The sequence below is a fragment of the Phenylobacterium sp. genome (assembly GCF_020253645.1).
Lineage (GTDB): Bacteria > Pseudomonadota > Alphaproteobacteria > Caulobacterales > Caulobacteraceae > Phenylobacterium.
Map to the genome: position 1 here is coordinate 1 of NZ_JADCBG010000102.1, position 22,662 is coordinate 22,662.

The window sequence follows — 22,662 nt, forward strand, 5'->3', positions numbered from 1 at the left end:
CCCGGGCCCGCACCGCCTCCAGCACCTCGCGCACGGCGGAGTCCACCGTCTCGGGCGTGTCCCGCCGGGCGTCGGCGAAGTCACCGAACCGGGCGTCGAAGTCAGGGTCCTGGAAGTTGAAGCGGCGCATGTCGCCTATCTAGACCCGGCGCGGCGGCGAGGCCATGGGGCTGGCGCCACACTCGGGGCAAAACCACCCGGGGGCGTCAGTCCTCGTGCCGGGGTTCCGACTTCGCCGCCCAGGGCTCTGAGATGTCGGCGAGCACCAGGTCGATGCACTCCACCTCGACGGCCAGGTCCGCGTCGCCGGCGAACCGAAAGACCAGCCGCCCGCCCGGCGCCTCTCCCGGCTCGAAGGCCAGGGTGAGGAGCTGGACCACCGCCTCGGAGGCGCTCCGTCGCAGGCGACGAGCCTTCACCCCGAGGACTGAGCCCATCTGCACCGCGCTGCGCACGCGCTCGGGTTCCCGGGCGCCCCAACGATAGCGGTTGACGGTCAGGGTGAGCCGCCGGGCCTTCGTCTCCCAGGCGATGTCCCCGATCTTCAGCACGGCGTCCTGCAGGGCGGCGGCCACCACCTCGAGGTCCTCGGCGTCCTCCGCAAGGAGCTTGAGCGGTGCGGTCTTGGCGGGCGGCTTGGCCACGTCTTGCAACTCCGGACTACACGCCCGCTTCTAGCCGGGCGGGCGCGAGTCGCAAGGGGGATCGGCGCTGTCCGCCGGAGCCGGAGCCGGCGGGGCCTTGCGGCGGCGCAGATTGTCCCTCAGGGCCCGGGCCCGCCGGGCCTCGCGCCGCTCAGCCTCAGAGGGTCCAGGGGAGCCGGGCGTCTTCACCCGCTCCCGATGCCGCCCTCCACCCCGCCGGTCAAGCCGCCCCTCCCCCGCCGTCACGTTTTTCCCCTTCCCGTCCGGCGCGGCTTTGGCTATAGCCCGCGCCTCTCCTTTCGCCGCCGTAGCTCAGTGGTAGAGCGCATCCTTGGTAAGGCTGAGGTCGGCAGTTCAATCCTGCCCGGCGGCACCATCCTCCCCCTCCAGTAAGACATTTCCCCTTCCGGGGCACTCCCCCTGCGCAAGGGCCGGAAGCCTGTCTCAACGACCCGCTCCCCGGCCCACCTCCCCCTCAAGAGGGGGAGGAATTCCACCCTCTTAATTGCTCCCCATCAGGGGGAGCTCCCGGCGAAGCCGGGTGAGGGGGTGCAACGGCCCCTCCGCAAACCCCCTCCGGCCCGCTTCGCGGTCCACCTCCCACTCAAGAGGTGGAGGAATTCGGGCCTTGTGGGCGTAGACCGGTGAAGGGGTGATCCAGCCCTCCTGTTTTTTATCCGGGTAATATTGACTCCCAGGCCAGGCGCCCCTAGAGCCGGGCCATGACCCAGGACCAGTTCACCGCCTTCCACCACGGCCGCCGGATCGCCTCCGGCGACCTTGACACCGTCGTTTCCGCCGCCTTCGCCGCCCTCGCCGCCGACTCCGTCGAGCCCCTGGTCTTCAGCGACCACACCGGCGCCGTTCAGCCCCTCGCGCCGCCGCGCCCGTCCCGGGCCGCCCCCGCCCGCGGCCGGCCCCGGCTGGGGGTCGCGGCGCGGGAGGTCACCCTCCTGCCCCGGCACTGGGACTGGCTCTCCGCCCAGCCGGGCGGCGCCTCCGCCACCCTGCGCCGGCTGGTCGAGGCCGCCGCCCGCGCGCCGGAGAGCCCGGAAGCCGCCCGCCGCCGCGCCGCCGACGCCGCCTGCGCCGTCATCTCGGCCCTGGCGGGCGACGCCCCGGGGGCGGAGGCCGCCGTCCGCGCCCTCTACGCCGGCGACGGGGCGGCCTTCACCTGCGAGACCGAAGCCTGGCCCGCCGACATCTCCGCCTACGTCCGGCGCCTCGCCGGCCCCGCCTTCAGCGCCGTTCCCGCCCCGCCCGCCTGAGGGCCTCAGCCTCCAGGGCGTGCTCGGCCTCCAGGGTCTCCAGGGCCAGTCGCCGGGCCGCATCGCAGGCGGCGATCTGGGCGCCCCGGCGCACATAGCCCGCGTCAAGGTCGGCCCGGGTCGCGTCCGGCGGCAGGACGTAGACCTCGCACGGCGCCGTCGCCGCCGGCGGAGGCGTCAGCTGCGGCAGGGCTGCAGGCGAGGCCGGGGGACGCGTCGCACAGGCCCCGGTCAGCCCGGCGCAGCTCAAGAAGGCGGTCAGGATCCAGCGGCGCATCGGCATCCTCCAGTCGGTTGAGGGCGTCGATCCGCGCCCGGGTCTCGGTTTCCAGTCTCAGGGCCGCCCGGGAGGCGGCCTCGGCCCGGGCCAGCTGGCCCCGCGCCCCTTCCGCCTCCAGGGCCGATCGCGACGCCTCGGCGCGCAGGGCCGCAGCCTCGGCCAGCAGGGGCGCGGCCCCCGCCCGTCGCCCCGCCTCCCAGAGCCGCCCCGCCGCCAGGGCGAGGAACAGCGCCGCCGCCAGGCCGAGCGCCAGCCTCCAGCCGTTCGGGCTCGCCAGGATCACGACCCGCCCTCCCCGGTCTTCGCCCCGCCCCGGGCCGCCCCGGCGATCCGCGCCCAGTCGGTCACCGTCGCCCCGGCCAGGTAGAGGGTCGCCAGCACCACATTGGCCGCCACCAGGGCCAGGCCCAGGGTGGCCAGCCCCTGCGGGTCCTTCACCTTCGCGATCACCGCCGCCAGCAGGCCGGCGTTCACCAGGCTGGCCAGGTAGGTGAAGATCCGCCGCCACAGCCAGGTCACCTCCACCGGCGGCCGAACGCCCTCGCTCATTGTCCGCCCTCCCGCGCGACCAGGCCCGCGCCGAAGGCCGCCAGGGCCGCCGCCAGCCAGGGCGCGTGCCGGCCCAGCCAGGTCCAGAAGGCCGCCGCCCCGGCCACCCGGTCGCGCTGCGCCTCCAGGGCGTCGATCCGCGACAGGGCCGATTTCAGCTCGCGCCGCACGGCCTCCACCAGCACCCCCGCCTCCTGCGCCTCCAGCCGCGCCAGCCGCTCGCGCACGTCGTCCACCTTCGCGCCCAGCCCCTCCAGCCGCCGGGTCTGGGCCGCCAGGTTGTCGCTGATCTGCCTCAGGGCGAAGAGCTGGGCCTCGCCCAGGCTTCCCGTCTCCGCCATTTCAGCGCCCTCCCGTCGGGAACAGCCGCGACAGGGGCGAGCCGGTCAGGCTCTTCACCAGGTCGGTGATCTCCCCCAGGGTCGCCCCGCTGGTCGTCTCGGTCCCGTTCCTCTGGCCCTGGCTGTTCGTCTCGCTGCCCTGGAACAGCCCGAGAGGCAGGCCGGAGAACATCTCGATCCGCCGGGCCAGGGCCTGCTCGGGCGCCGACAGCCGCGCCTGCTCCACCGCCCGCACCTGCGCCCCGATCCGGGCCTGGGCCTCGGCGTCCGCCCGCCGGCTGGCCGCCTCGTCCAGCCCGAGCCGGGAGCGCGCCAGTTCGCCCTCCTGCCCCAGCTGGGCCCGGGCCAGGGCGTCCTGCATCCGCGCCGCCTCGGCGGCCTGTGACAGGCGCGCGGTCTCAAGGTCCCGGGCCTGGGCCAGCCGCGCCGTCTCCAGCCCGCCCTCCTGGGCCAGCCGCGCCCGCTCGATCTCCCGCGCCTGGGCCAGCTGGGCCGCCGAGGTCGAGGCCTGCTGGCGCCGGTCCGCGTCGCCCGCCGAGAGGCTGGCCCCTTGCGTGAACATCTGGTCCAGCAGGCCCGCCAGGCGGCTGTTGCGACCCCGCGCCAGCTCGCCCTCGGTCAGCGACCGGGTCAGGGCCGCGCCGGAGCCGCCAAAGGCCCCCTGGCCGGCCAGATCCAGGTCCTGGGCCGCCCGCCGCCGCCCCGCCTCGGCGTCATAGTCGTCCATGGCCGCCTGCAGCACCTGGTCGCGGAAGGGCGTCATGTAGGCCGACAGATTGTCCAGCACACTCGCCGCCCGGGGAACCTCGCCCGCGCCGTCCAGCCGGGCGCCGGAGAGGTCGGGCGCAGTCGGCGCCAGGGCCGGCGCCGGCGCCGGCGCCGCACGCCCCCACCCGGCCCAGTCCGTCCCGCCCGCGCCCCATCCCGCGCCGACCCCCAGGCCGGCGGCCCCCTCCGAGGCCCGACGCTCCAGGTCCGAGACCGGGGCCACCGAGGCCGCCGGGTCCCGCCGGCCCAGGTCGGTCAGGGCCTCGTTCAGCCCCCGAGCCTGGGCGTCCACCCAGTCCGGCCGGATCGGCGTCGTCACCGTCCGGCTCGTCTCTGTGGAACTCGTCTTGGTCTTCTTCTTTCCCATCACAGTCTCCGTTCAATCTCGTGTCCCGCCTGCCTGTAGCCAAAGGGCGCCAGCACCCGGGCCCAGCCCTTGCGCCCGTCCAGGGTGATCCGCCGGCAGCCCGCCCCCCGCGCCCAGGCCTCAAGCCCCGGCCTCAGGGCCAGCACCGCCGAAAGCCGCCCCGCCGCCAGCCAGACGTGCAGGCAGGGCCCCTCCGGCTCCTGCGCCAGCTCGGTGGCCAGCACCGCCCCCTCGCCGATCCACAGCCGCGCCCGGCCCGTCCTCAGCGCCCCGGCCAGGTCCGCCGGCCCGGCGTCCGCCGCCAGGGCCTTCAGCGCCAGGGCCAGGGCCTCGCGGTCCGCATCCGCCCCCTCGCTCACCGGCCGCCCGCCGGCGCCAGGTCAAACACCAGCCGCCCGATCCGCCCCGCCGTGGGCGAGGCGTTTCCGCTCAGCCGCACCCGGAAGAGCCGCCCCGACAGCCTCAGGTCCGCCCGCGCCTGCCCGGGCGCCAGGGCCGCCGCCGGGGCAAGCCGCGCCGGCCCCTGCGGCGTGCGCCGGGCCGAGACCTCCAGCACCACCGGCCCCTGCTGTCCCGCCAGGTCCGGCCAGACCCCGCGCACCAGGGCCGTGCGGTCCTCGTCCAGCACCTGGTCGGCGCTCTCCAGGAACCAGGCGAAGGGCGCCCCGTCCGCGCTCGATCCCCGCTCGCACCAGAACATCGAGCCGTCCGGCGCCGTCGCCACCGGGTGCTCGGCCGGCCCGGCGTCGATCATGGCCGTGCGCGGCGCCGCCCCCCGGCTCCAGGCCCCGTCCGCCAGCGACAGCACCAGGCACCGGCTGTTCTCCGCCCCGTCCCGCCGGTCGGGATAGTCGAACCTCACCGCGGACAAGGCCGACAGGGTCGAGGCGAACACCTTCTCCCCCTGCCCCGCCGCCAGGCTCTCGGCCAGGTCCGCCCGCAGGGGGCAGCTCAGCGGCTCCGGCGCCCCGCCCAGGGCGTAGCGCCAGGCCTGCAGGTCCGGGCCCAGCCAATAGGCCGCCTGCCCGCTCACCGTCGCCGCATTGGGTCCGATCAGGCCGCAGGCCTGCCCCACCCGGTCAAACCGCCAGGGCTGGCCGGGACTGCCCGTGAACACCCCCAGGAACAGGGCGTGGGTCGTCCAGACCAGCAGGTGCGGCCCCAGGGTCCGCCCGCCCACGATCCGCCCGCCGCCGGGCAGCACGTATTCCCGCGACGTGGTGTCCGGCGCCGTCGTCCACTGGTCCAGCCGCCGCACGCCCCCATGGCGGATGCACAGGGGGTTGAACCGGCCCGAGACCTCTTCCTGGCATCCCAGGGCGAAGACCTGGTCCGTGGCCGAGACCAGCATGGCGGTCATCCGCGCCGGCGCCCCGGAGACCGGCTGCGCCCGCCCGCCCGGCCCCGGCGACCACTGGTAGAGCCCTCCGTCCCGGGGCGCCGCAAGCAGGCTTTCGCCCCAGGCCGCCAGCGACCAGGTCCGCGGCGCGAGCTCCCCGTCCGAGGGTTCCGACCAGGCCCCCGCCCCCCAGGCGCCCGTGCCGTATCCCCGCCCGCCCGAGCCGTCCGCCGCCCCGGGGGCCAGGCCCTGCGGCGTCGCATCGGCCAGCTCCCCGCCGCGCCAGATCTCCAGCCGCCGGGGCCCGCCAAAGGCCAGGATCAGCCCGCCCGACAGGTCGCTCCAGGCCAGCAGCCCCCGGCACGGCCCGTCCAGCCGCCCCGGATGCAGTCGCTCCCAGCCCCCGATCACCTGCGGCCGCCCCCGCCAGAACCGGATGTTGGACCCGTCCGCCCACCGCCCCGCCGCCGCAAACGAAGTGTCATCCGCCGCCAGCCCCGGCGGCGGGTCGAGTGTGAAACGCATGGTGAAGGCTCCCGCGGGTTTGCGCAGTGGGAAGGGTCAAGCTATTCGAAACACCTGACCCACGAGGGGGCAGGGCGATGGCAAAGAGAGGCGCGGACATGACCGAGCAGGCACAGGACACCGGCCCTCAGTATGAGTTTACCCGTGACTGGTTCAGCCAGAATGTCCCCGTATGGCGTCAGATCATCAGCAAGGACAAACCGACCAAGATTCTTGAAATTGGATCATTCGAGGGTCGCTCAACCTGCTGGATCATCGAGATGTGCACTGAACACTCTCAATCAGATATCGAGGTATATTGCGTAGATACATGGGAAGGAGGTATCGAACATCAGAAAGGCGGTCAGATTGAGACACAGATGTCTGAAGTTGAGCGTCGATTTGACCATAATGTTTCCGTTGCTCGTTCCAGATCGCCGAAAGAAGCGTCGGTATTCAAGATCAAGAAGTATTCCAACTATGGCCTACCTGAAATCATGGCATCCGGAAAGCACGGATACTTTGATCTGATTTACATCGATGGATCACATCAAGCACCCGATGTCCTCACAGACGCAGTCATGTCATTCCAGCTCCTCAAGGTAGGCGGAGTAATGATTTTCGACGACTACCTTTGGACCATGGACAAACCTGGATTCCAAGATGTGCTCAAAATGCCGAAACCAGCGATCGACGCCTTCCTGAATATTTTTCAACGGAAGATGTCGATATTCTTCGGAGCTCCGATTGGGCAGTTGTACGCTCGGAAGATCGGCAACTAGACGATTTCCACCCAACCAGAAGATCGGAACACGAGCGTCCGATAGCCTGGACCTTCAATAGCTTCAGCGCCAGTCCAGCTAACTTCAGGGGAACTGACCCTGATGACAACGACTCCGTCACCTCCGCTGCCCCCCATAGCTCCGTAACCTCCGCCACCGCCGCCGCCGCCGCGGCCAACCGCTGCGTCGCGACCATGCCCGTGTATGGTACCATCGCCTGCACCGTCGCCACCTCGTCCGGCACCGGTCCCGCCTGTCGACGGGTTGTTTCCACCGCCTCCGCCAGAGCCATAAATGATGAGTTCGCCAGTGATTGAGCACTGGCGTCCGATACCGCCATTCCCGCTGACCGTTCCTTGTCCATCTTGCCCGGGTTGGGTCGCGCCTCCACCACCGCCGGAGCTTCCGCCACCGGCGGCAAGACGCGCATCTCCGCCCTTGTTTCCATTAGTTGCGGGCCCACCTCCCTGCACTTCGTTGCGGCTCCATGCGTTGGCGTACCCACCGCCTCCAGAGGCCACTTCCCCGCCGGGTGGCGCTTGGGAACTCCCGCCGCCACCACCGCCGAGCGCGACAATGATATCACCGATGGAAGAGTGGCCGCCGACCTCGCCTCGGCCGAACTGCGCCGCATTACCCCCGCGACCGCCAGTGCCCACAGCAATGCGATACCTGCCCGGAGCAAGACCCTGGTCTTGAGCAAAGATCACTCCGCCACCACCCCCCCCTCCCGATGGACCGAACCAGTCCCCCCCACCCCCACCCCCGCCCCCCACGACGAGGTAGTCCACGCGCACGCCGCCCCGGCGTCTGCGCCCCGGGCCAGCCAGGCCCTGCAGGCCCGGCGGGGCGATGAGGCCGGGCGGGCGGATCAGTCCCGGCGCGCCGCGCATCAGTAGTCCGCCCCTTCGACGCAGAAGACCACGCCCGTCTGGGCCTGGCCGATGGCGCCGTAGAGCTTCTCCCCCGCCCCCAGCAGCAGGGGGGCGCCGTCGGAATAGCCGAAGTCCACCGCCGCCTGGGCCGTGGAGGGCGAGACGGTCACGGCGGGCATGAGCCGGCTGGCGAAGAAGCGCTTCACCGTCCCCGTCCCGTCATGGTCGCGGAACAGCTGGCATTCGGTGGCCGTCAGGCTGGCCCGGGTCACGGCGGTCACCCGCGTCACCCGCGCCCCGTTGGGGCCGGCGGCGAAGATCAGGGCCGCCCCCGCCGGGGCGTCGCCATAGGCGGTGTTGGCCAGGCTCGCCACGCCGGAGGCCGAGCGCGGGGTCTGGGGGGTGATGATGGAATTGGGGGTCACGGGCATGGAAAATCTCCGGAATGAGGGGGGAATCAGAGGGCGGCGGCCATGGCCAGGGACAGGCCCAGGGCCGCCTGCGCCGCAGCGCGGTCGAAGTCGGAGATCGCCGAGGCGCTCAGGGGCGCCCAGCGGGGGACCTGGCCGTCGGTCACCAGGGGCAGTCCCGCCGCCCCCTCCTGGCCGGGCAGGTTTCCCGCCTGGGCGGCCCAGGCCTGGGCGTCGACATAGGCCTTCAGGGTCCGGCCGGCGATCTGCGCGCCCAGCACATTGACCCCGTCGCACAGCACCGGCCCGGCGTCCCCCGGGCCCAGCACCGCCGCCTGTCCCGCCCCGGTGGTCAGGGTCAGGGTCCCGGCGGTGGCGTTGACCACGTCATAGCGCTTGCTCACCGAGGGCAGGGTCACGGTGCAGCCGCCCGCCCCCGTGAACCTCAGCATGGCCGAGCGGGCCTGGTCGGGGGCGAAGTTGGCGCTGGACAGCACGGCGTTCCCGGTCAGGGCCAGGGTGGTCCATCCGGCGATGGCGAAGTCGATCAGGGCGATCACCGTGTTCAGCTTGGGCGCGCCCCAGGTGTTCAGGTTCTCGCCGGCGGCCTGCATCTCCAGGCGCAGGCTCGGCGTGGCGGCGGAAGGCATTCAGATCTCCTCTCCGGTGTCGTGACGGATCCAGCGGACGCCGTCGGAATGGGCCAGGACCCCCAGGTCCCGGACCAGGATCATCCGCCAGGGCCAGGCCGCGGCGGGGGGCAGGTCGGCGCGCCGGCAGGTCGCCGCCGGCATGGGGGCGGCCGGCGCCTCCAGGGCCCTCAGGGCGTCCAGCATGGCCGACAGGAGCGGCCGCAGGGCCTCGGGAGCCGCCGGGCCCGGATCGGCGGGGATCATGGCCGCGACTCCGGCGCCAGGGCCGGGTCCGGGCGCCGGGCCGCCGGGGCGTTCAGGCGCGCCTCGCGCATCCGCGCCTCGGTCAGGGCCGCGTCCAGCCGGGCGGCGAAGACGGCCAGCATCTCCCCGTCCCGCAGGAAGGGGGCGGCCTCGGCCAGGGCGCCGAACAGGTAGAGGTCCGGGTGCTCGGCCAGCACCGCATTGGTCGGGGCGGCCTCCGAGAGCCGCGGCCGGGCGCGGTAGTCCAGCACCAGCCGCTCGGGCGCCTCCGGCGGCGGGACCAGCCGGATTCGGCCGCCCTGCAGGCGATGGCTCCTCGCCGTCCCGTCCGGGCGTCTCAGGGCCAGGACGTCGCGCAGGTCCTCCGGCCCGGCCAGTTCGGCCTGTCCGGGCGCCGCCTCCAGCTCCGCCCGCGCCGTCAGGGCCGAAAAGCCCATCAGCCGGTTCAGCCGCGCCTCGGCCAGGGTGATGAAGTCCCCGGTGCGCCCGGCCAGGTCCTCGCGGTCCAGCCAGTCGGCCACGGCGGCCTTCAGGTCGTCATAGGTCGCTAGCCCCATGCGGGGGTCTCCTCTGTCAGGTCTGGAAGGAAGGACGCCTCGCCGCCCCCGGATCGCGTCCGGGGGCGGGAGGGCCGTCAGCCTCAGTTGCAGGCCAGGCGGCAGGCCAGCTGCGGGCGCAGGGTGCGATAGCCGTAGAGGACGTCGAGGCGGCAGGGGAACCTGTCGCTGTTGATGTCGTACTGGCGCACGATCCGCATCGAGATCCCGTCGAACACCTGCCGGGCGGCGAAGTCGACGCCCCGGGGCATCACCAGGTCCGCCGTCGCAAAGGCGAAGGCGCTCTTGTGATACAGCATCGACAGGCCGTGGGCGGTGTTGGCCACGCCCGCCACCTGGATCCCCGCCGCCGCATTGGTGGTGGCCAGGGTCACGGTCTGCATCGGCCCGGCGGTGATGATGGCCGGCGAGATCTGCACCACGCCCGCCCCGCCCGGATGGGCCTGGGTCACCACGAACTGCTGCGGGACCCCGGTGTTGGCCTTGGTCTCCGGGTGCACCCGCATCACCCCGGTGATGGTGATCACGTCGCCCTTGGCCAGGCTTCCCGTCCCTGTCGCCACCGTGATGGCGTTCACCGGGTTGGGCGAGACGGGCAGCACCGTCGGCAGGGTGTTGGTCGCATAGCCGGCCCCGCCGCCGCGCAGGTGCGCCGGCCAGAGGGTGTTCTCCATGAAGTCGAACCCGGCGGTCCGGCCCATATAGCCCTCGCGGTACTGCTTGGAGAGGGCGTCGGAGTCGTTGAACAGGCCCTTGAGCGCATCCACCAGGTCCATATTGTCCTGGGTGTTCAGGTTGGCCGTGCGGCCACCCAGGGGCGCCAGGTTGTCCACCAGGATCTTCCGGCCCTGCAGCACCCTCTGGAAGGTGGCCGGCTGGCCGTGGCTGTTCACCTGGTTGGACACGTCCTGGTACATCAGCATGGCGTCGGCCTCGATGGAGGCCGCCAGCACGCTCATGGCCGGCTCCAGGACCCGGTCGGAAAAGTCGTCCAGCCCCATGGTCAGGTCGATGCTGGTGAAGTTCAGGTCCACCCCCTTCTGGGTCTGGACCTTCAGCTCCACGCTGGTCTCGTTGGTGTCCTGCGTCGCCAGGGCCGGGCCGTTGCGCACGGCGTACTGGTTGGGCAGGCGCACCTTCAGCGTATCGCCGATCTTGGCGCCCTGCCGGGCGAAGCGGTCGTCGTACTCCCGTGAGATGGTGCCGACGAAGTTCAGTTTCTGGTGCAGGCCTGTGTGTTCACCCCGGGTCGCTGGGCCGGGGCCGCCCTTTCGGGCCGCTGCGGGTTTCCGCCGCAGAGCAGACTATCTCATCACCCGCGCCGCCCGGTGGACAGGGCGGGTGCGATGCGCTTCGGGCCGCTTGGCCCTACTCCCTTGCGGGATAGTCGTTACACCTTCCCGCCCCCGTCGCGCGGGGCCGGGCTTGGCTCGGTGTGTCCATGCGCCTTGCGGCCCGCGGGAGGGGGTGTCCGGGCCCGGGCGGCGTTTAGGAGTCCACCGAATTCACATCGTTCTTCGACGCGGGTCGCCCCGCGAAGGCGCCTCAGTCGACGCGGAGGGCCTCACGGGTGACCGTGGCGGCCGTCAAAAGCGAGTTGGGCATGTCTCATCCTTTCCGGGCGGCGCCCGGCGGGGGTTTGCGTTCAGGGTTCAGGTCGTTCAGGCGCTCCGGGGCGGCGGTGCTGGAGGTCTCCAGGTCCGCGCCGGGGCGCCGGGGGGCGGCGCGAGGTCCCTTCAGGAAGGGCCTGCTCGACGCCGGAATATCTCGCCCGTTCAGGGTCTTGGGCGGCGATGCTCGCGTAGGGTGGCGGCGTTGCGCCGGCGCATCCAGTCGACCGTCTCCATCCGGTCGTCCAGGCCCGGGACGCCGCCGCCGGGCCGCCCCGGGTCGGCGGCGGGGCGCACCTTCGGCCGTCCCGCCCGCCGATCGGCCTCGGCCAGTCGCCGGGCCAGGGTCTCGCCCAGGTGGGCCCGGTGCAGGATCCGCCACAGGCGCGGGTCGTTGATCTGGCCCAGCTCCTCGGCCTCCACGCCAAAGCCCCGGGCGTACTCCGCCAGCTCTGCCGCCAGGGCCGGCGACCAGCCCTCGATCTGCCCGGCCAGGGCCCGGCCCGTCGCCCGCACCGCCTCGGCCTCCGCGGCCTCCTCCGCCAGCCGGGTCTCGTGTTCCTGCCGCGCCAGGTCGAAGGCCAGGCGCTCGCGGGTCTCGGCCAGGCCCCGCCGGCGCTCGCGCAGGGCCCGGGCCCGCTCCGGGTCCGCCGCCTCCAGGGCCGGCCAGTCCAGCCCGTCCAGGGCCTGGGCCTGCTCGTCCATCAGGTGCAGCCGCGCCCGGCCCGCCACATGCGCCTCCGACGCCGCCCGCTCGGCCTCCAGCCGCCGCCTGTGCTCGGCCAGCTCCTGGGTCTTGCGGGTATAGTCCGCCTGCCGGAGAAACGCCGACTTCAGCGCCGGCGGCGCCAGCCAGACCTCCCCATCCACCTCGATCTCGCTCCAGTCCGAGCGGTCGTCTTCGACCTCGGCGGCTTCGGCCTCGGGCGTCTCCTCGATCACCTCCTCGGCCAGGTCCACGACCTCGTCCACACCCTCATCCAGGATCTCGTCCGTCATCCGCAATCCTCCATCCTGGAAACATCCTGCCACAACCGCGCGACGAGAACAAAAAAAGAACATCTTAATTCCTCCCCCTCTCGAGGGGGAGGTGGCCCGCGCATGCGGGCCGGAGGGGGTCTTCGGCTCAAATTCGCCCTGTTCCCCGCGGAAGCTGCCGAAACCCAGCCCTCCCCGGACCACCCCATGGCTGCCGCCCCCGAAACCCGCATCCTGGCCCGACGCCTTCGCCAGGCCCTGACCCTCCCCGAAGGCCTCCTCTGGAAGGCCCTCAAGGCCCGCCGGCAGGAAGGTCTTCACTTCCGCAAACAGCACCCGCTCGGCCCCTACGTCCTCGACTTCTACTGCGCGCAGGCGCGCCTCTGCATCGAGGTGGACGGCTACAGCCACGGCGCGGCGGATCGGCCGGAGCGCGACGCGGCGCGGGACCGGTGGCTCGCCAGCCAGGGGATCGAGACCCTGAGGCTCCGCGCCGGCCTCGTCCTGGAAGACCTCGACGCCGCCCTCGGCATGGTCCGCACGGCGGCGCGGACGAGGCTCGGCAAGGTGGATTGACCCCCTCACCCCGCTTCGCGGGGAGCTCCCCCTGGGAGGGGGAGCAATTAAGCCATTGTAATTCCTCCCCCTCTTCAGGGGGAGGTGGACCGCGAAGCGGGACGGAGGGGGTCAAAGGTGTCACGAGATCAGAGCGGGTTATACGCCATTGACGTATACACCAAGGGCGCATCACATGCCGACGCTCACGCCTTTCAGCAACACGAGCGCGAACTCCCCAATGACCCAAGCTGACAGCCTGATCCGCGGCCTCGAGGAAGCCCTCGCCTTCCGGCGCGGCGAAACCACCCCTGCGGCCGTCCGCCAGGTCGAGGTTCCCGCAGAGGTCGACGTTGCGGCGATCCGCGCCCGCACCGGCCTGTCCCAGGGCGCCTTCGCCCGCAGCATCGGCGTGCCCCGGGCCACCCTCCTGAACTGGGAGCATGGCCGCCGCCGCCCCACCGGGCCCGCCCGCGTCCTCCTGGCCCTGATCGACCGCCGCCCCGCCCTGGTCACTGAACTGCTGGGCTGACGCCCTCACCCCCCGCCGTTCGCCCGCGCCAGCCTCCGCGCCACCTCGTCCGCCCCCGGCCAGTCCAGGTTCCGGGCCAGCAGGTCGCCGATCAGCGGGGCCGCCGGGGGATAGGCCCGGATCAGCTCGATCATCTGGCTGGCCGCCTCCTCCCGGCGCGAGGCGAAGGAGGGTCCGGCCCTCACCGTCAGGTCATAGCGGCCGACGCCGAGGTCGAAGACCCGGCCCCCGCCGCCCTCGGCCCCGTTCACCTGCACCAGGGCCGGCGCCCCGTCCGGTCCCAGGATCCGCACCATCCTCTGGGTCGAGTACACCCTCGGGATCAGGTCGATCAGCACCCGCCCGGCGTGTCGGATCGCCCGCGACAGGTTGTCAATATAGTGGAAGGTCGAGACATCCCCCTCCCGCTGCCGGGCCAGGATGGCCTTGCCGGAGGTCTCGTTCGACCGCGCCCCCAGGCTGGCGTCATGCAGGCCCATGATCGACTTCAGGTCGTCGGCGGCGTTCAGCGCCTCCTGCAGGGCCCCGGCGGGAACGCCCGCAAACGGCTGGCGCTGCGGCGGCTCGGGGCCGTCATACTCGATGAAGGCGTGGGTCTGGCTGTTGGCGCTCGCCCACTTGGCCTGGTCGGTGTCGAAGGCGCCCTTGCGGCCGATGAAGGGCGCCTTGGGCGCCAGGGCCACCAGCTCCGTCGAGGTCGTCCGCCAGTAGTTGAACATGCGCTGGGCGTCCCGGGCGTCGCGCACCAGGCCCCTCAGCCGCCGCCGGCCATCGACCCGGATCTCCTCGCCATAGACCGGGACCAGGGGGATGAACCGGCCCGGCCAGTCCACCGTCTCCAGCACCGCCGCGCCCGACAGGATCCGTTGCACCACCCGCACCCCCGGCGCGGTCCGGGGCGGCCCTGCGGGCGCCAGCCCCGCCGCCTCCAGGAAGGGCCGGCGCGCCTCGAAGACCTCCGCCTCCATCTCCTGGCCGTCGGTCAGGGTGATCAGGCTCCGCTCCACCGCCTCCCGCCGCCAGAACTCCACCAGCCGCACCTGTCCCCCGGCCTCCCGGCGCGGGCCGCCGGCGCCCGCCGGGTCCTCGTCCTCGAAGTCTACCGCCTCGGCGTCCGGCCAGCGGGCGGCGAAGGCCCGCCGGTCCATCTGGCGGGTCACGAAGGCCACGTCCCAGTCCGAGGAGTCCGCCGCCAGGGAGTCCGGGTCGCCCCAGACGCTGAAGGGGTCGGCCACCCGCTCGATGGCCAGGTCCAGGTCCTCGCTCCCGCCCTCCGACGGCCGCGCGACGATGCGCAGCACGCCGAAGCCGCAGGTCACGGCGAAGTCCAGGGCCGTGTCATAGGCCACGTCGGCGTCGGACGACTGCTCGATATTGCGGATCAGGCCGTTCAGCACCTCCGCCGTCGCCGGGTCGGCGGCGGAGTCCACCGGATGGCAGGTGATGGCCGGCCGGTTCTGCCGGGCCTCGTTCACCACCTGGCGGATGAAGGCCGGGAGCCGGTTCAGGGTCAGGCAGGGCCGCCCCTCCTGCTCCCGCGCCCGGCGGATGGCCTCGGGCCACTGCTCGCCCAGCCGGGCGAAGCGCAGGTCCTCGGCGGCGGCCTGCCGGTCCTCCCGGCCCGCCTCCCGCGCCCGGGCGAAGTCCGCCCGCGCCTGCGCCAGGATCCGCTCGTCCGCCGGGCTCGTCTCGTCGTCCATGTCCATGTCCTCAGGCCATCCAGTCCAGTTGATGTTCGCGCCGGCGGGCCGGGCGCTTCACCGCGCTCCCGCCCCGCCGGTTCAGGGCGTAGAGCCCCAGGGCGTCGGCCGCGTGGCTCGCCCCGTCGTGCAGGGGCCCCGACCAGGCGTGCAGGGCGCCGCTCCAGCGCTTGCGATAGGCCCTCAGCCGGTCCAGCCCCGTGGCGCAGCGGGCGGCGTCGAACACCGCCATGGGGATCATCTGCCGCAGGGCGTGGATCCGGTCCTCCGGTGCGGCGGCGGGCGTGACCTCGATGGGGCTCACCCCCAGCCCCGCCAGGGTCTCCAGGCGCGAGCGTCCGTTCGCCCCCAGCTCGCGCACCTTCACGTCGTGCGGCAGGTAGTGGCGGCCATAGACGAAGGGCCGGTCGGCCAGGGCCTGGCGGACAATGGCCTGCAGCCCCTCCCCCGAGGCCTCGAAATAGTCGATCACCCGCACCTCTCGGCCGGCCTCCTGCAGGAACCAGATGGCCGTGGCGTCGTCGATGCCCAGGTCCCAGGCCGTGTCGACCTTCAGGGACGGATCGTGCGGCACGGCCATGATCCGCCCGGCCTTCTCCGCCTCCGCCAGCACCGCGCCGTAATAGGCGCCAGGCGCCGGGGCGTCGAAGGCCACCAGGTACTCCGTGGCGAACCGGGCCCGCCCCTCCTCCGCCGAACCGGTCTCCGCCACCAGGTCCGCCTCCTCCCGTGCCAGCTGCTCGGCGGTGAAGACGTCGGTGTGGGTGGCGGGCGACTTCAGGGTGAACCAGGCCGGGTCCCGGCTGCGGCTCTCGAAGGCCCGCACCGCGTGGTTGCGGCCCCGGGGCGTCCACAGGAACAGGGCCCAGCCGCCGTTCTCCGCCAGGATCGGCCGCAGGTAGGTCCAGGCCTCCGGCTTGGCCAGGGCCCACTCCGAGAACACCACCCCCAGGGGCGAGGCGCCCACCAGCCGGTCGTAATTGTCCGAGCCCGCCACCTGCCAGACCGACCCGTTCTTCAGCTCGATCCGCATGTCCCCGCCCCGGGTCGAGGCGCGCAGGGCCCTGGGGAAGGCCTCGTCGATCCGCCGCCGGCCGGTGTGCGGGTTCACCGCCTCCCAGATCGCCTTCCGGGCGTGGGCGGCCTCGGGCAGCATGTGCCAGTAGACCCCGGGCCGGGTGACCATCCGGCTCGCCGTCCAGTGCAGGGCCACCTCGTCCTTGCCCCAGCGGCGGTGGGCGGCCACGTCGGCCCGCAGGCCCCCGCCCTGCAGGTACCGCCACAGGTCCAGCTGGTAGGGGCGCGGGGTCCAGGTCGTCGGGATCCTCATCAGAACTCCGCCGCCTCCACCACCAGGCCGGCGGGCCAGCCGTCGGTCTCGCCGGCCCCCGCCGTGGCCCGGCCGGGCGCCGCCGCGATCTCCTTGGACAGGCGCGCGGCCAGCCACTGGCGGGCGGCGATGCGCATGCGCGAGATCTGCAGGGTCTCCGGGCTCGCCGCGTCGGCGATGGCCGTCACCTCGTCGGCCAGCCGGCGCGACTGGGCGTCCAGGGCCGCCGCCAGCATGGCCGCGAACTCGGGCCGTCTCTGCGTCCACCACTGCACCGTCGCCAGCGAGGGCATGCCCGCCTGACCGCAGGCCTCGCTGACCATGGCCCCGTCCGCCACCCGCCGGCAGAATTCGGCGGCCCGGGACAGGCTGTAGCGCTGGGGCGTCACCCCTGCGGCGCAGGCCAGGCCGAACAGGGCGGCGAACTCGGGATCGCCGTCCAGCCAGGCCCGCAGGTCGCGCTGGAGCACATTCAGGGGCGAGCGCCTCAGGGTCCGGGGCGCGCCGCCCGCCGCCGTGCGGTCACAGATTTCCAGGCCGAGCGCGCGGGAATAGCCTCCCGGCGCGCCGGCGTCGGTCGCCGTCGTGGTCATGGTGATGAATGTCCCGGAGGGTCAGGTTCCCGGACCGCAGGCGCAGCCCCGGATCAGACCTGCATCCTACCCCAGGGGTCGCGAGGCGCCAAAAAATTCCGCCCTCCAATTCCTCCCTCAAGAGGCGCCTGGCCCGCTCGGCGGGACGGGAAGGCGTCAGCAAGCCCCTCAATCGGCTTCACCGCTCCAATTCCTCCACCTCTTGAGGGGGAGGTGGACCGCGCAGCAGGACGGAGGGCGTCTTCCGAGAGGCCGCAGCGCCCCCTCAGTCGGCTTCGCCGACAGCTCCCCCGCAGAGGAGCAATTCACCGCTCCAATTCCTCCACCTCTTGAGGGGGAGGTGGACCGCGAAGCGGGACGGAGGGGGTTTCCGCTCCGCCCCTCAATCCCGCAGCAGCAGGTCCAGGGCGATGGCCAGCACGGCCTCCAGCCGGCCGGCCTCCCGGTCGCCGCCCGCCGCCTCCCGGGGCGTCAGCTCCTGGCCACAGATCCGGTCGCAGGCGGCCACCAGGGTCGGATGATCCTTCAGCCGCCGGCGCAGGGCGGCCAGATGATGGCGCGCCCGCAAACGGGCCTCCGCCGCCGTGAGGGCCAGGCCCGGATCAGGAGCGAGGCGGGCGCCCGACAGGGGTTCTGCGGCCCGGGCGAGGGAGGACGGGATCGATCCCGCCGTCCGCGATCGCCGCCAGACCGCGCCATAGGCCTCGCCGGCCGCCCTCTGGCTGCGGCTGATCCGGCCCCGCCTCTGCAGGGACTCAAGGCCGGTCTGCCGGCGGACCGGGGCGGCTCGCTCAGGCGCTTTGCGGGCGTTCATGTCTTCCTCCTGGAACAGGCGGCCGCATCGGCCAGCCGGTAGGCGGCCTCGCTCGCCGCGTCCGCGCCCTCCAGCAGGGTCAGGCCGGCCAGGGCGTGGGCCATGAGCTGGCGCAGGAACAGGCCCCTGCAGGCCGGGCTGCGTTCGCGCAGGGCGGCGGCGACCACCTCCTGGGCGGGGCGCGTGGGGTCCGTCGCGCTCACCGGCGCGCCCCTGCGCCGGGCGGCCTCAGAGGCAGGCAGACAGCCACCCCGTCCCGGCCAATCCGGCGCTCGGAGAGGGCCCAGAAGCCCCCTTGGGCCATCACGGCGCGGACATGCCGGTCGTGGTGGGCGAACTTGGGCAGCTGCCGGTCCCCCTCGCCCCTGAGGGACCGGGCCCGGAAGACCCGCTCCAGCCGTCGGGCCTGGCCGGGGCGGAGGTCGAGTTCGACGCGGGCGCGTTCAGGGTGCGTCCCGCTCTGACGTAGGGCGGCGTAATCGTGGATATCGCCGGGCCGGGGGGTTCGGGTCTGGTTCATGGCGGAAAACGTATGGAACATACAGTGAACACGCAAACAATTTTTGTAGTTTACATACACATGGGGATCGCTAGGGTCCCGGCATGGACGACCGCGCCGCCCGCCTGCGCCAGGCCCGCCTCGCCGCGGGCTTCGAGACCGCCGCCGCGGCGGCCGAGACGCATGGCTGGAACCGCAACACCTACGCCTCCAACGAGAACGGCAACGCCCCCTATTCCTGGCGGCGCGCCCGCGAGTACGCCGCCGCCTTCGGCGTCCGGCCGGAATGGCTCTACGACGCCCAGAGCCCCCCGTCCGGCGGCGGGGCCGGGTCTTCGCCTCAGGCGGCGGTCATCGGGCGCGTCGGCGCCGATCCAGGCGGCGAGGTCCTGCTCGCCGGCGGTCAGGCCCCGCCGGAGTTCGCCCCCCTTCCCCCCGGTGGAACGGAGCGCGCCGTGGCCCTGCGCGTGACCGGCCACTCCATGCGCGGCCTCGCAGACGACGGCGCCCTCATCTATTTCGAGGACCAGCGCACCCCGCCCAGCCCCGACATGCTGGGCCAGGTCGTCGTGGTCGAACTCGATACCGGCGAGGTCCTGGTCAAGCGGCTGCTGCGCGGCGCCTCACCCGGGCGATACGACCTGGAGAGCGTCGCCGGCCCCACGCGCCGGGACGCGCGGCTGCGCTGGGCCGCCCACATCACCGCCATCGTCCCGCCCTGGCAGGCGCGGCGCATCCTGATCCAGGGCGGCTAGGCCGGAAAATCCCCGCCGAAACTGGCGTATGACTGTATTTTTGATACAGTCCCGCCATGACCCTTTCTCCTGACCCGCCCGGCGAGCTGGGCGATTGCCTGGCCATCGAACGCCGGATCGACGCCGCCTTCGAACAGGCCTGGTCCGAGGCCATGGCCCGGCGCCAGGGCGCCTGCCTCTCGGGCTTTGACCCGCGCCGCATCCCGCCGCGCAGCGAGCGCCAGATCCTCGCCGCCGCCCGCCGACGCCTCGCCAGCCGCCGGGCCAGGCGGCGCAGTCCGGCGGGACGGCTGGAAAGCCTGTCCGGTGAAGCTGTCGCCCTCGTCTCCGGCCTTCCGGCGGCGGCGGGGGACCTGAACACGCGCCGAGCCCGGCGCGCCGTCCAGGACCTCGCCCTCGCCGCCCGTCGCCTGTCGCGGATCGCGGCCTCAGCCCGAAGGGTCCTGGACGCCCTCGACGGCGCCCAGGAGTGACCTGAAGTCGGGCCCGGCGCCGGGCGCGGGCATGAAAAAGGGGGCGGAGCCTGCGCCCCGCCCCCCCGTTCACAAATCAGTCCGGCGGCTCAGACCGTCTCCAGACGCCGCCCCGAGGTCAGGGCCGTCTTGGCGGCCAGTTCGGCCTTGGCCGCCTCGTACTCCGCCGCCAGCCGGTCGACGAACTCGCCGGCGGACGGGATGTCCTTGAGCACGCCAATGCCCTGGCCGCAGCCCCAGATGTCCTTCCAGGCCTTGGCTTCGGTGTTGCCGCCCGAGCCGAAGTTCATCTTCGAGGGGTCGGCCTCGGGCAGGTTGTTCGGGTCCAGGCCCGCCCGCTCGATGGAGGGCCGCAGATAGTTGCCGTGCACGCCGGTGAAGAGGTTCGAGTAGACGATGTCCTCGCCCGAGCTCTCGACGATCATGTCCTTGTAGCCCTGGACGGCGTTGGCCTCCTTCGTGGCGATGAAGGCCGAGCCCACATAGGCCAGGTCCGCGCCCATGGCCTGGGCGGCTAGGATGGAGCGCCCGCAGGCGATGGAGCCCGACAGGGCGATGGGCCCGTCGAACCACTGGCGCAGCTCCTGCATCAGAGCGAAGGGCGACAGGCCGCCCGCATGGCCGCCTGCGCCCGCCGCCACGGGGATCAGGCCGTCGGCGCCCTTCTCGATCGCCTTGCGGGCGAACTTGTCGTTGATCACGTCGTGCAGGATCACCCCGCCCCAGGAGTGGATTTCGGCGTTCATCTCCGGGTTGGCGCCCAGCGAGGTGATGACCAGGGGAACCTTGTACTTCTTGCAGAGGGCCACATCCTCATCGAGCCGGTTGTTCGTCTTGTGGACGATCTGGTTCACGGCGAAGGGGGCGGAGGGCCGGTCGGGATTCTTGCGGTCCCAGTCAGCCAGCTCCTCGGTGATCCGGGCCAGCCACTCGTCCAGCTGGCTGATCGGCCGGGCGTTCAGCGAGGGGAAGGAGCCGACAATGCCCGCCTTGCACTGGGCGATGACCAGGTCGGGACCGGAAATGATGAACAGCGGCGAGGCGATGACGGGCAGGCGCAGGCGCTGGGAAAGAATGGGAGGCAGGGCCACGGGCGAATTCCTGTTCTGAGACCTGAATGTTTACAGTGTACGATAAAACCCCGGAGCGGAAAAGCCCCGGGGTCGCCGGCGACCGGCCGGGGCCCATTCTAACCCTCCCGCCGGCGGGGGAAAGGGGGAGCAATTGGCGCTGTAATTCCTCCCCCCAGGGGGAGGTGGACCGCGAAGCGGGACGGAGGGGGTCTCCTGAGTCGCAGTTGAACCCGTTAGCCGGCGTCTCCGAAAGCCCCCCTGGGGGAGCCATGGCGCCAGGCCAAGGCGGGTTGACCCTCCCCGCCCGCAGGCGCACCCTCAGTCCGGTCCAACTCCGGAGACCCGCCATGGAAAACCCCAGGAAAGCCGCCTTCGCCTGCGACCCTCTCCTGACCGGGGCCTTCCATGCCGCTTCCCACCTTCACCCTCGACGCCCTCAGCTACACCGCGCCTGACGGGCGACGGCTGTTCGAGGACCTGAGCCTGTCCGCAGGACCCGGTAGGATCGCCGTGACCGGACGCAACGGGACGGGCAAGTCGAGCCTTCTTTCCATCCTCGCCGGCGAGCTGCGGCCGACCTCGGGCTCAGTCTCGGTCACCGGCCGTGTGGGCCTCTTGTCCCAGGAGACGGGAGACGGCGCCGGCCTGTCGGTAGGCCACCTGATGGGGGTGAGCGAGGGGCTGGCGCGGCTGGCGCGGATCGAGGCCGGCATTGCCCTCGGCGATGACCTCGACCTCGCCGACTGGGCCCTTCCGGCGCGGATGGCCCTGGCTCTCGACGGCATGGACCTTGCGGGCCTGCCGTCGGAGCACCCTGCCGCCAGCCTGTCCGGCGGCGAGCGCACCCGGGCGCGGCTGGCCGGCCTGCTGGCCCTGGAGACCGACATCCTCCTGCTGGACGAGCCCACCAATCACCTCGACGCCGCCGGCCGGGCCCAGGTCTCGGCGGCCCTGGCGGCGCACCGGGGCTGCGTGGTGCTGGTCAGCCACGACCGGTCCCTGCTGCGTCTCGCCGACCGGTTCCTTGAACTCTCGGGACTGTCCCCCCGCCTGTTCAGCGGGGACTACGACGCCTTCCGCGCCCTCAGGGCCGCCGAGGCGGAGGCGGCGGTCGGGGACCTTGAGGCCGCGCGGCGCGACCTGCGCCAAGCGGAGCGCCAGGCCCGGCAGGAGGCGGAGAAGGCGGCGCGGCGGGCCCGTCCGGGCAAGGAGGCCCGCCGGCGGGGCGAGCCGAAGATCATGATGAACGCTGTCCGCAACTGGGCCGAGAACAGCGCCTCGCGCCGCAGCCGGACCGGCGAGGCCCTGATGGAGCGGGCGGAGGCCGCCGCCGCCGAAGCCGACGCGCGGGTCGAGCGGCTGAACCTCCTGGCCTTCGACCTGCCGCCGTCGGGCCTGCCCGCAGGCCGCCGGGTGCTGGAGATGCAGGGGGCGGGCTTCGCCTGGCCCGGCGGTCCCGCCGTGCTGTCCGGCGTCGACCTTGTCGTCACGGGGCCGGAACGGATCGGCCTGACCGGCCCCAACGGAGCGGGCAAGTCCACCCTCCTGCGCCTGGCCTGCGGCGAGCTGGCGCCCACGGCGGGGCAGGTGCGCCTGTCCGTCGCCGCGGCGCGCCTGGACCAGGAGGCCAGCCTGCCGGCCGGATCCGCCTCCCTGGTGGACGCCTTCCGCCGGATGAACCCCCTGGCCAGCGAGAACCGGGCCCGCGCCGCCCTGGCCACCTTCCTGTTCCGCAACACCGCCGCCGACAAGCCGCCCGGCGCCCTCAGCGGCGGGGAGACGCTGCGGGCCGCCCTCGCCTGCCGGCTACTGGGCGATGATCCCCCCGCCCTGCTGGTGCTGGACGAGCCCACCAACCACCTCGACCTCGATTCCGTGGAGGCCCTGGAGGCGGCCCTGCGCGGCTACGACGGCGCCCTCCTGGTGGCCAGCCACGACGCCGACTTCCTGGACGCCCTGAACCTGACCCGGCGTCTGGAGCTGTCGGGGAAGTGATGCGGGACGGCGGGGGGATCCCGAGCCGCCCTTGACCCCCTTGTTTGTTTCAGAAGCGCTAGATTGGGTCTGTCTTCCGGGACGTCCGCCTGGCGCTCCAACGCCAGGCGGACAGTCGGTGGAGGGGCCGAGATCCCCCGAGCCTTTTGGGCTGGGACTGAGCAGGGTCGCCACC

Annotated in this window: 29 protein-coding genes and 1 tRNA gene; 8 read left to right on the top strand and 22 right to left on the bottom strand. The window is 72.8% G+C overall.

Annotation, left to right across the window (positions count from 1 at the left end; all coding sequences use genetic code 11):
• Positions 1–206: 206 nt before the first annotated feature.
• Positions 207–644 (bottom strand): DUF2948 family protein, encoded by a 438-nt coding sequence (locus INE98_RS07015; RefSeq protein ID WP_293537707.1) that lies wholly within the window; start codon positions 642–644, stop codon positions 207–209.
• Positions 645–945: 301 nt separating this feature from the next.
• Between INE98_RS07015 and INE98_RS07020 the strand changes: the two genes are divergently transcribed.
• Both INE98_RS07020 and INE98_RS07025 read left to right on the top strand, forming a co-directional pair.
• Positions 946–1,020 (top strand) — tRNA-Thr (locus tag INE98_RS07020).
• A gap of 346 nt (positions 1,021–1,366) precedes the next feature.
• Complete coding sequence (locus INE98_RS07025; RefSeq protein ID WP_293537709.1) at positions 1,367–1,912, top strand: DUF2239 family protein; 546 nt, start codon at positions 1,367–1,369, stop codon at positions 1,910–1,912.
• On the opposite strand, the gene INE98_RS07030 is transcribed toward INE98_RS07025, so the two are convergent.
• From INE98_RS07030 to INE98_RS07060, 7 genes are read right to left on the bottom strand one after another with little or no spacing between them, the layout of a single operon-like run.
• A complete protein-coding gene (locus INE98_RS07030; RefSeq protein ID WP_293520340.1) occupies positions 1,884–2,006 on the bottom strand; it encodes a hypothetical protein in 123 nt (40 codons plus the stop codon). The genes INE98_RS07025 and INE98_RS07030 overlap by 29 nt on opposite strands.
• 10 nt (positions 2,007–2,016) lie before the next feature.
• The gene (locus INE98_RS07035) at positions 2,017–2,475 is read right to left on the bottom strand and encodes a hypothetical protein (protein ID WP_293537710.1); all 459 of its coding nucleotides are present in this window, start codon (positions 2,473–2,475) and stop codon (positions 2,017–2,019) included.
• Entirely contained in the window at positions 2,472–2,741 is a 270-nt protein-coding gene (locus INE98_RS07040) for a hypothetical protein (protein ID WP_293537712.1), read from the bottom strand. Before INE98_RS07040 ends, INE98_RS07035 begins: the two co-directional genes overlap by 4 nt.
• Entirely contained in the window at positions 2,738–3,082 is a 345-nt protein-coding gene (locus tag INE98_RS07045) for a hypothetical protein (protein WP_293537714.1), read from the bottom strand. Before INE98_RS07045 ends, INE98_RS07040 begins: the two co-directional genes overlap by 4 nt.
• 1 nt (position 3,083) lies before the next feature.
• On the bottom strand, positions 3,084–4,217 hold the full coding sequence (locus INE98_RS07050; protein ID WP_293537716.1) for a hypothetical protein: 1,134 nt from the start codon (positions 4,215–4,217) through the stop codon (positions 3,084–3,086).
• Complete coding sequence (locus INE98_RS07055; protein WP_293537718.1) at positions 4,217–4,576, bottom strand: hypothetical protein; 360 nt, start codon at positions 4,574–4,576, stop codon at positions 4,217–4,219. The genes INE98_RS07050 and INE98_RS07055 overlap by 1 nt, the downstream gene beginning before the upstream one ends.
• Positions 4,573–6,081, bottom strand: a complete 1,509-nt coding sequence (locus INE98_RS07060; RefSeq protein ID WP_293537719.1) for a hypothetical protein — start codon at positions 6,079–6,081, stop codon at positions 4,573–4,575. The genes INE98_RS07055 and INE98_RS07060 overlap by 4 nt, the downstream gene beginning before the upstream one ends.
• Before the next feature lie 98 nt (positions 6,082–6,179).
• On the opposite strand from INE98_RS07060, the gene INE98_RS07065 reads away from it, so the two are divergent.
• Positions 6,180–6,842 carry a class I SAM-dependent methyltransferase gene (locus INE98_RS07065; protein WP_293537720.1) on the top strand — a complete coding sequence of 221 codons (663 nt, stop codon included), beginning with the start codon at positions 6,180–6,182 and terminating at the stop codon, positions 6,840–6,842.
• Here INE98_RS07065 and INE98_RS14540 read toward each other — a convergent pair.
• The 7 genes from INE98_RS14540 to INE98_RS07100 all read right to left on the bottom strand — a co-directional run bounded on the left by INE98_RS14540 (position 6,839) and on the right by INE98_RS07100 (position 12,189).
• Positions 6,839–7,735: a glycine-rich domain-containing protein gene (locus tag INE98_RS14540; RefSeq protein WP_367120171.1), complete on the bottom strand. Its 897-nt coding sequence runs from the start codon at positions 7,733–7,735 to the stop codon at positions 6,839–6,841. The two genes, INE98_RS07065 and INE98_RS14540, sit on opposite strands and share 4 nt — an antisense overlap.
• Positions 7,735–8,148, bottom strand: a complete 414-nt coding sequence (locus INE98_RS07075; RefSeq protein ID WP_293537722.1) for a hypothetical protein — start codon at positions 8,146–8,148, stop codon at positions 7,735–7,737. Before INE98_RS07075 ends, INE98_RS14540 begins: the two co-directional genes overlap by 1 nt.
• A 26-nt stretch (positions 8,149–8,174) precedes the next feature.
• On the bottom strand, positions 8,175–8,777 hold the full coding sequence (locus INE98_RS07080) for a hypothetical protein (RefSeq protein WP_293537723.1): 603 nt from the start codon (positions 8,775–8,777) through the stop codon (positions 8,175–8,177).
• Positions 8,778–9,023, bottom strand: coding sequence for a hypothetical protein (locus tag INE98_RS07085; protein WP_293537724.1), 246 nt, complete (start codon positions 9,021–9,023; stop codon positions 8,778–8,780).
• Positions 9,020–9,580, bottom strand: a complete 561-nt coding sequence (locus INE98_RS07090; protein WP_293537726.1) for a hypothetical protein — start codon at positions 9,578–9,580, stop codon at positions 9,020–9,022. Before INE98_RS07090 ends, INE98_RS07085 begins: the two co-directional genes overlap by 4 nt.
• A gap of 83 nt (positions 9,581–9,663) precedes the next feature.
• Positions 9,664–10,878, bottom strand: coding sequence for a P22 phage major capsid protein family protein (locus INE98_RS07095; RefSeq protein ID WP_367120172.1), 1,215 nt, complete (start codon positions 10,876–10,878; stop codon positions 9,664–9,666).
• A gap of 477 nt (positions 10,879–11,355) precedes the next feature.
• Positions 11,356–12,189, bottom strand: a complete 834-nt coding sequence (locus INE98_RS07100) for a hypothetical protein (RefSeq protein WP_293537727.1) — start codon at positions 12,187–12,189, stop codon at positions 11,356–11,358.
• 186 nt (positions 12,190–12,375) lie between these two features.
• Here INE98_RS07100 and INE98_RS07105 point away from each other — a divergent pair, with 186 nt between their 5' ends.
• Positions 12,376–12,744, top strand: a complete 369-nt coding sequence (locus INE98_RS07105; protein WP_293537729.1) for an endonuclease domain-containing protein — start codon at positions 12,376–12,378, stop codon at positions 12,742–12,744.
• A gap of 220 nt (positions 12,745–12,964) precedes the next feature.
• On the top strand, positions 12,965–13,255 hold the full coding sequence (locus INE98_RS07110; protein ID WP_110449642.1) for a helix-turn-helix domain-containing protein: 291 nt from the start codon (positions 12,965–12,967) through the stop codon (positions 13,253–13,255).
• A 5-nt stretch (positions 13,256–13,260) separates the two neighbouring features.
• On the opposite strand, the gene INE98_RS07115 is transcribed toward INE98_RS07110, so the two are convergent.
• The 6 genes from INE98_RS07115 to INE98_RS07140 all read right to left on the bottom strand — a co-directional run bounded on the left by INE98_RS07115 (position 13,261) and on the right by INE98_RS07140 (position 18,212).
• Positions 13,261–14,955: a portal protein gene (locus INE98_RS07115; RefSeq protein WP_293537731.1), complete on the bottom strand. Its 1,695-nt coding sequence runs from the start codon at positions 14,953–14,955 to the stop codon at positions 13,261–13,263.
• Positions 14,956–14,965: 10 nt separating this feature from the next.
• On the bottom strand, positions 14,966–16,285 hold the full coding sequence (locus INE98_RS07120; RefSeq protein WP_293537733.1) for a hypothetical protein: 1,320 nt from the start codon (positions 16,283–16,285) through the stop codon (positions 14,966–14,968).
• Positions 16,285–16,878 carry a hypothetical protein gene (locus tag INE98_RS07125; protein WP_293537735.1) on the bottom strand — a complete coding sequence of 198 codons (594 nt, stop codon included), beginning with the start codon at positions 16,876–16,878 and terminating at the stop codon, positions 16,285–16,287. Before INE98_RS07125 ends, INE98_RS07120 begins: the two co-directional genes overlap by 1 nt.
• A 382-nt stretch (positions 16,879–17,260) precedes the next feature.
• Positions 17,261–17,692 carry a hypothetical protein gene (locus INE98_RS07130; protein ID WP_293537736.1) on the bottom strand — a complete coding sequence of 144 codons (432 nt, stop codon included), beginning with the start codon at positions 17,690–17,692 and terminating at the stop codon, positions 17,261–17,263.
• Entirely contained in the window at positions 17,689–17,895 is a 207-nt protein-coding gene (locus tag INE98_RS07135) for a hypothetical protein (RefSeq protein WP_293537738.1), read from the bottom strand. Before INE98_RS07135 ends, INE98_RS07130 begins: the two co-directional genes overlap by 4 nt.
• Positions 17,892–18,212: a hypothetical protein gene (locus INE98_RS07140; RefSeq protein WP_293537739.1), complete on the bottom strand. Its 321-nt coding sequence runs from the start codon at positions 18,210–18,212 to the stop codon at positions 17,892–17,894. The genes INE98_RS07135 and INE98_RS07140 overlap by 4 nt, the downstream gene beginning before the upstream one ends.
• 83 nt (positions 18,213–18,295) lie before the next feature.
• On the opposite strand from INE98_RS07140, the gene INE98_RS07145 reads away from it, so the two are divergent.
• Positions 18,296–18,946 (top strand): S24 family peptidase, encoded by a 651-nt coding sequence (locus INE98_RS07145; RefSeq protein ID WP_293537741.1) that lies wholly within the window; start codon positions 18,296–18,298, stop codon positions 18,944–18,946.
• Between the two features lie 56 nt (positions 18,947–19,002).
• The gene (locus tag INE98_RS07150; protein WP_293537742.1) at positions 19,003–19,419 is read left to right on the top strand and encodes a hypothetical protein; all 417 of its coding nucleotides are present in this window, start codon (positions 19,003–19,005) and stop codon (positions 19,417–19,419) included.
• A gap of 89 nt (positions 19,420–19,508) precedes the next feature.
• Here the strand turns inward: INE98_RS07150 and INE98_RS07155 are convergent, their stop codons facing one another.
• Positions 19,509–20,510, bottom strand: a complete 1,002-nt coding sequence (locus INE98_RS07155; protein WP_293537744.1) for a nitronate monooxygenase family protein — start codon at positions 20,508–20,510, stop codon at positions 19,509–19,511.
• A gap of 387 nt (positions 20,511–20,897) precedes the next feature.
• Between INE98_RS07155 and INE98_RS07160 the strand changes: the two genes are divergently transcribed.
• Positions 20,898–22,487 carry an ABC-F family ATP-binding cassette domain-containing protein gene (locus INE98_RS07160; RefSeq protein WP_293537745.1) on the top strand — a complete coding sequence of 530 codons (1,590 nt, stop codon included), beginning with the start codon at positions 20,898–20,900 and terminating at the stop codon, positions 22,485–22,487.
• The last annotated feature ends 175 nt before the right edge of the window (positions 22,488–22,662 follow it).

Bases quoted from the DNA above. Each gene is read 5' to 3' on its own strand.
- INE98_RS07025 (WP_293537709.1), top strand. From the start codon at position 1,367: ATGACCCAGGACCAGTTCACCGCCTTCCACCACGGCCGCCGGATCGCC.
- INE98_RS07040 (WP_293537712.1), bottom strand. From the start codon at position 2,741: ATGAGCGAGGGCGTTCGGCCGCCGGTGGAGGTGACCTGGCTGTGGCGG.
- INE98_RS07045 (WP_293537714.1), bottom strand. From the start codon at position 3,082: ATGGCGGAGACGGGAAGCCTGGGCGAGGCCCAGCTCTTCGCCCTGAGG.
- INE98_RS07050 (WP_293537716.1), bottom strand. From the start codon at position 4,217: ATGGGAAAGAAGAAGACCAAGACGAGTTCCACAGAGACGAGCCGGACG.
- INE98_RS07060 (WP_293537719.1), bottom strand. From the start codon at position 6,081: ATGCGTTTCACACTCGACCCGCCGCCGGGGCTGGCGGCGGATGACACT.
- INE98_RS07065 (WP_293537720.1), top strand. From the start codon at position 6,180: ATGACCGAGCAGGCACAGGACACCGGCCCTCAGTATGAGTTTACCCGT.
- INE98_RS14540 (WP_367120171.1), bottom strand. From the start codon at position 7,735: ATGCGCGGCGCGCCGGGACTGATCCGCCCGCCCGGCCTCATCGCCCCG.
- INE98_RS07075 (WP_293537722.1), bottom strand. From the start codon at position 8,148: ATGCCCGTGACCCCCAATTCCATCATCACCCCCCAGACCCCGCGCTCG.
- INE98_RS07080 (WP_293537723.1), bottom strand. From the start codon at position 8,777: ATGCCTTCCGCCGCCACGCCGAGCCTGCGCCTGGAGATGCAGGCCGCC.
- INE98_RS07085 (WP_293537724.1), bottom strand. From the start codon at position 9,023: ATGATCCCCGCCGATCCGGGCCCGGCGGCTCCCGAGGCCCTGCGGCCG.
- INE98_RS07090 (WP_293537726.1), bottom strand. From the start codon at position 9,580: ATGGGGCTAGCGACCTATGACGACCTGAAGGCCGCCGTGGCCGACTGG.
- INE98_RS07100 (WP_293537727.1), bottom strand. From the start codon at position 12,189: ATGACGGACGAGATCCTGGATGAGGGTGTGGACGAGGTCGTGGACCTG.
- INE98_RS07105 (WP_293537729.1), top strand. From the start codon at position 12,376: ATGGCTGCCGCCCCCGAAACCCGCATCCTGGCCCGACGCCTTCGCCAG.
- INE98_RS07110 (WP_110449642.1), top strand. From the start codon at position 12,965: ATGACCCAAGCTGACAGCCTGATCCGCGGCCTCGAGGAAGCCCTCGCC.
- INE98_RS07115 (WP_293537731.1), bottom strand. From the start codon at position 14,955: ATGGACGACGAGACGAGCCCGGCGGACGAGCGGATCCTGGCGCAGGCG.
- INE98_RS07120 (WP_293537733.1), bottom strand. From the start codon at position 16,285: ATGAGGATCCCGACGACCTGGACCCCGCGCCCCTACCAGCTGGACCTG.
- INE98_RS07125 (WP_293537735.1), bottom strand. From the start codon at position 16,878: ATGACCACGACGGCGACCGACGCCGGCGCGCCGGGAGGCTATTCCCGC.
- INE98_RS07130 (WP_293537736.1), bottom strand. From the start codon at position 17,692: ATGAACGCCCGCAAAGCGCCTGAGCGAGCCGCCCCGGTCCGCCGGCAG.
- INE98_RS07140 (WP_293537739.1), bottom strand. From the start codon at position 18,212: ATGAACCAGACCCGAACCCCCCGGCCCGGCGATATCCACGATTACGCC.
- INE98_RS07145 (WP_293537741.1), top strand. From the start codon at position 18,296: ATGGACGACCGCGCCGCCCGCCTGCGCCAGGCCCGCCTCGCCGCGGGC.
- INE98_RS07150 (WP_293537742.1), top strand. From the start codon at position 19,003: ATGACCCTTTCTCCTGACCCGCCCGGCGAGCTGGGCGATTGCCTGGCC.
- INE98_RS07160 (WP_293537745.1), top strand. From the start codon at position 20,898: ATGCCGCTTCCCACCTTCACCCTCGACGCCCTCAGCTACACCGCGCCT.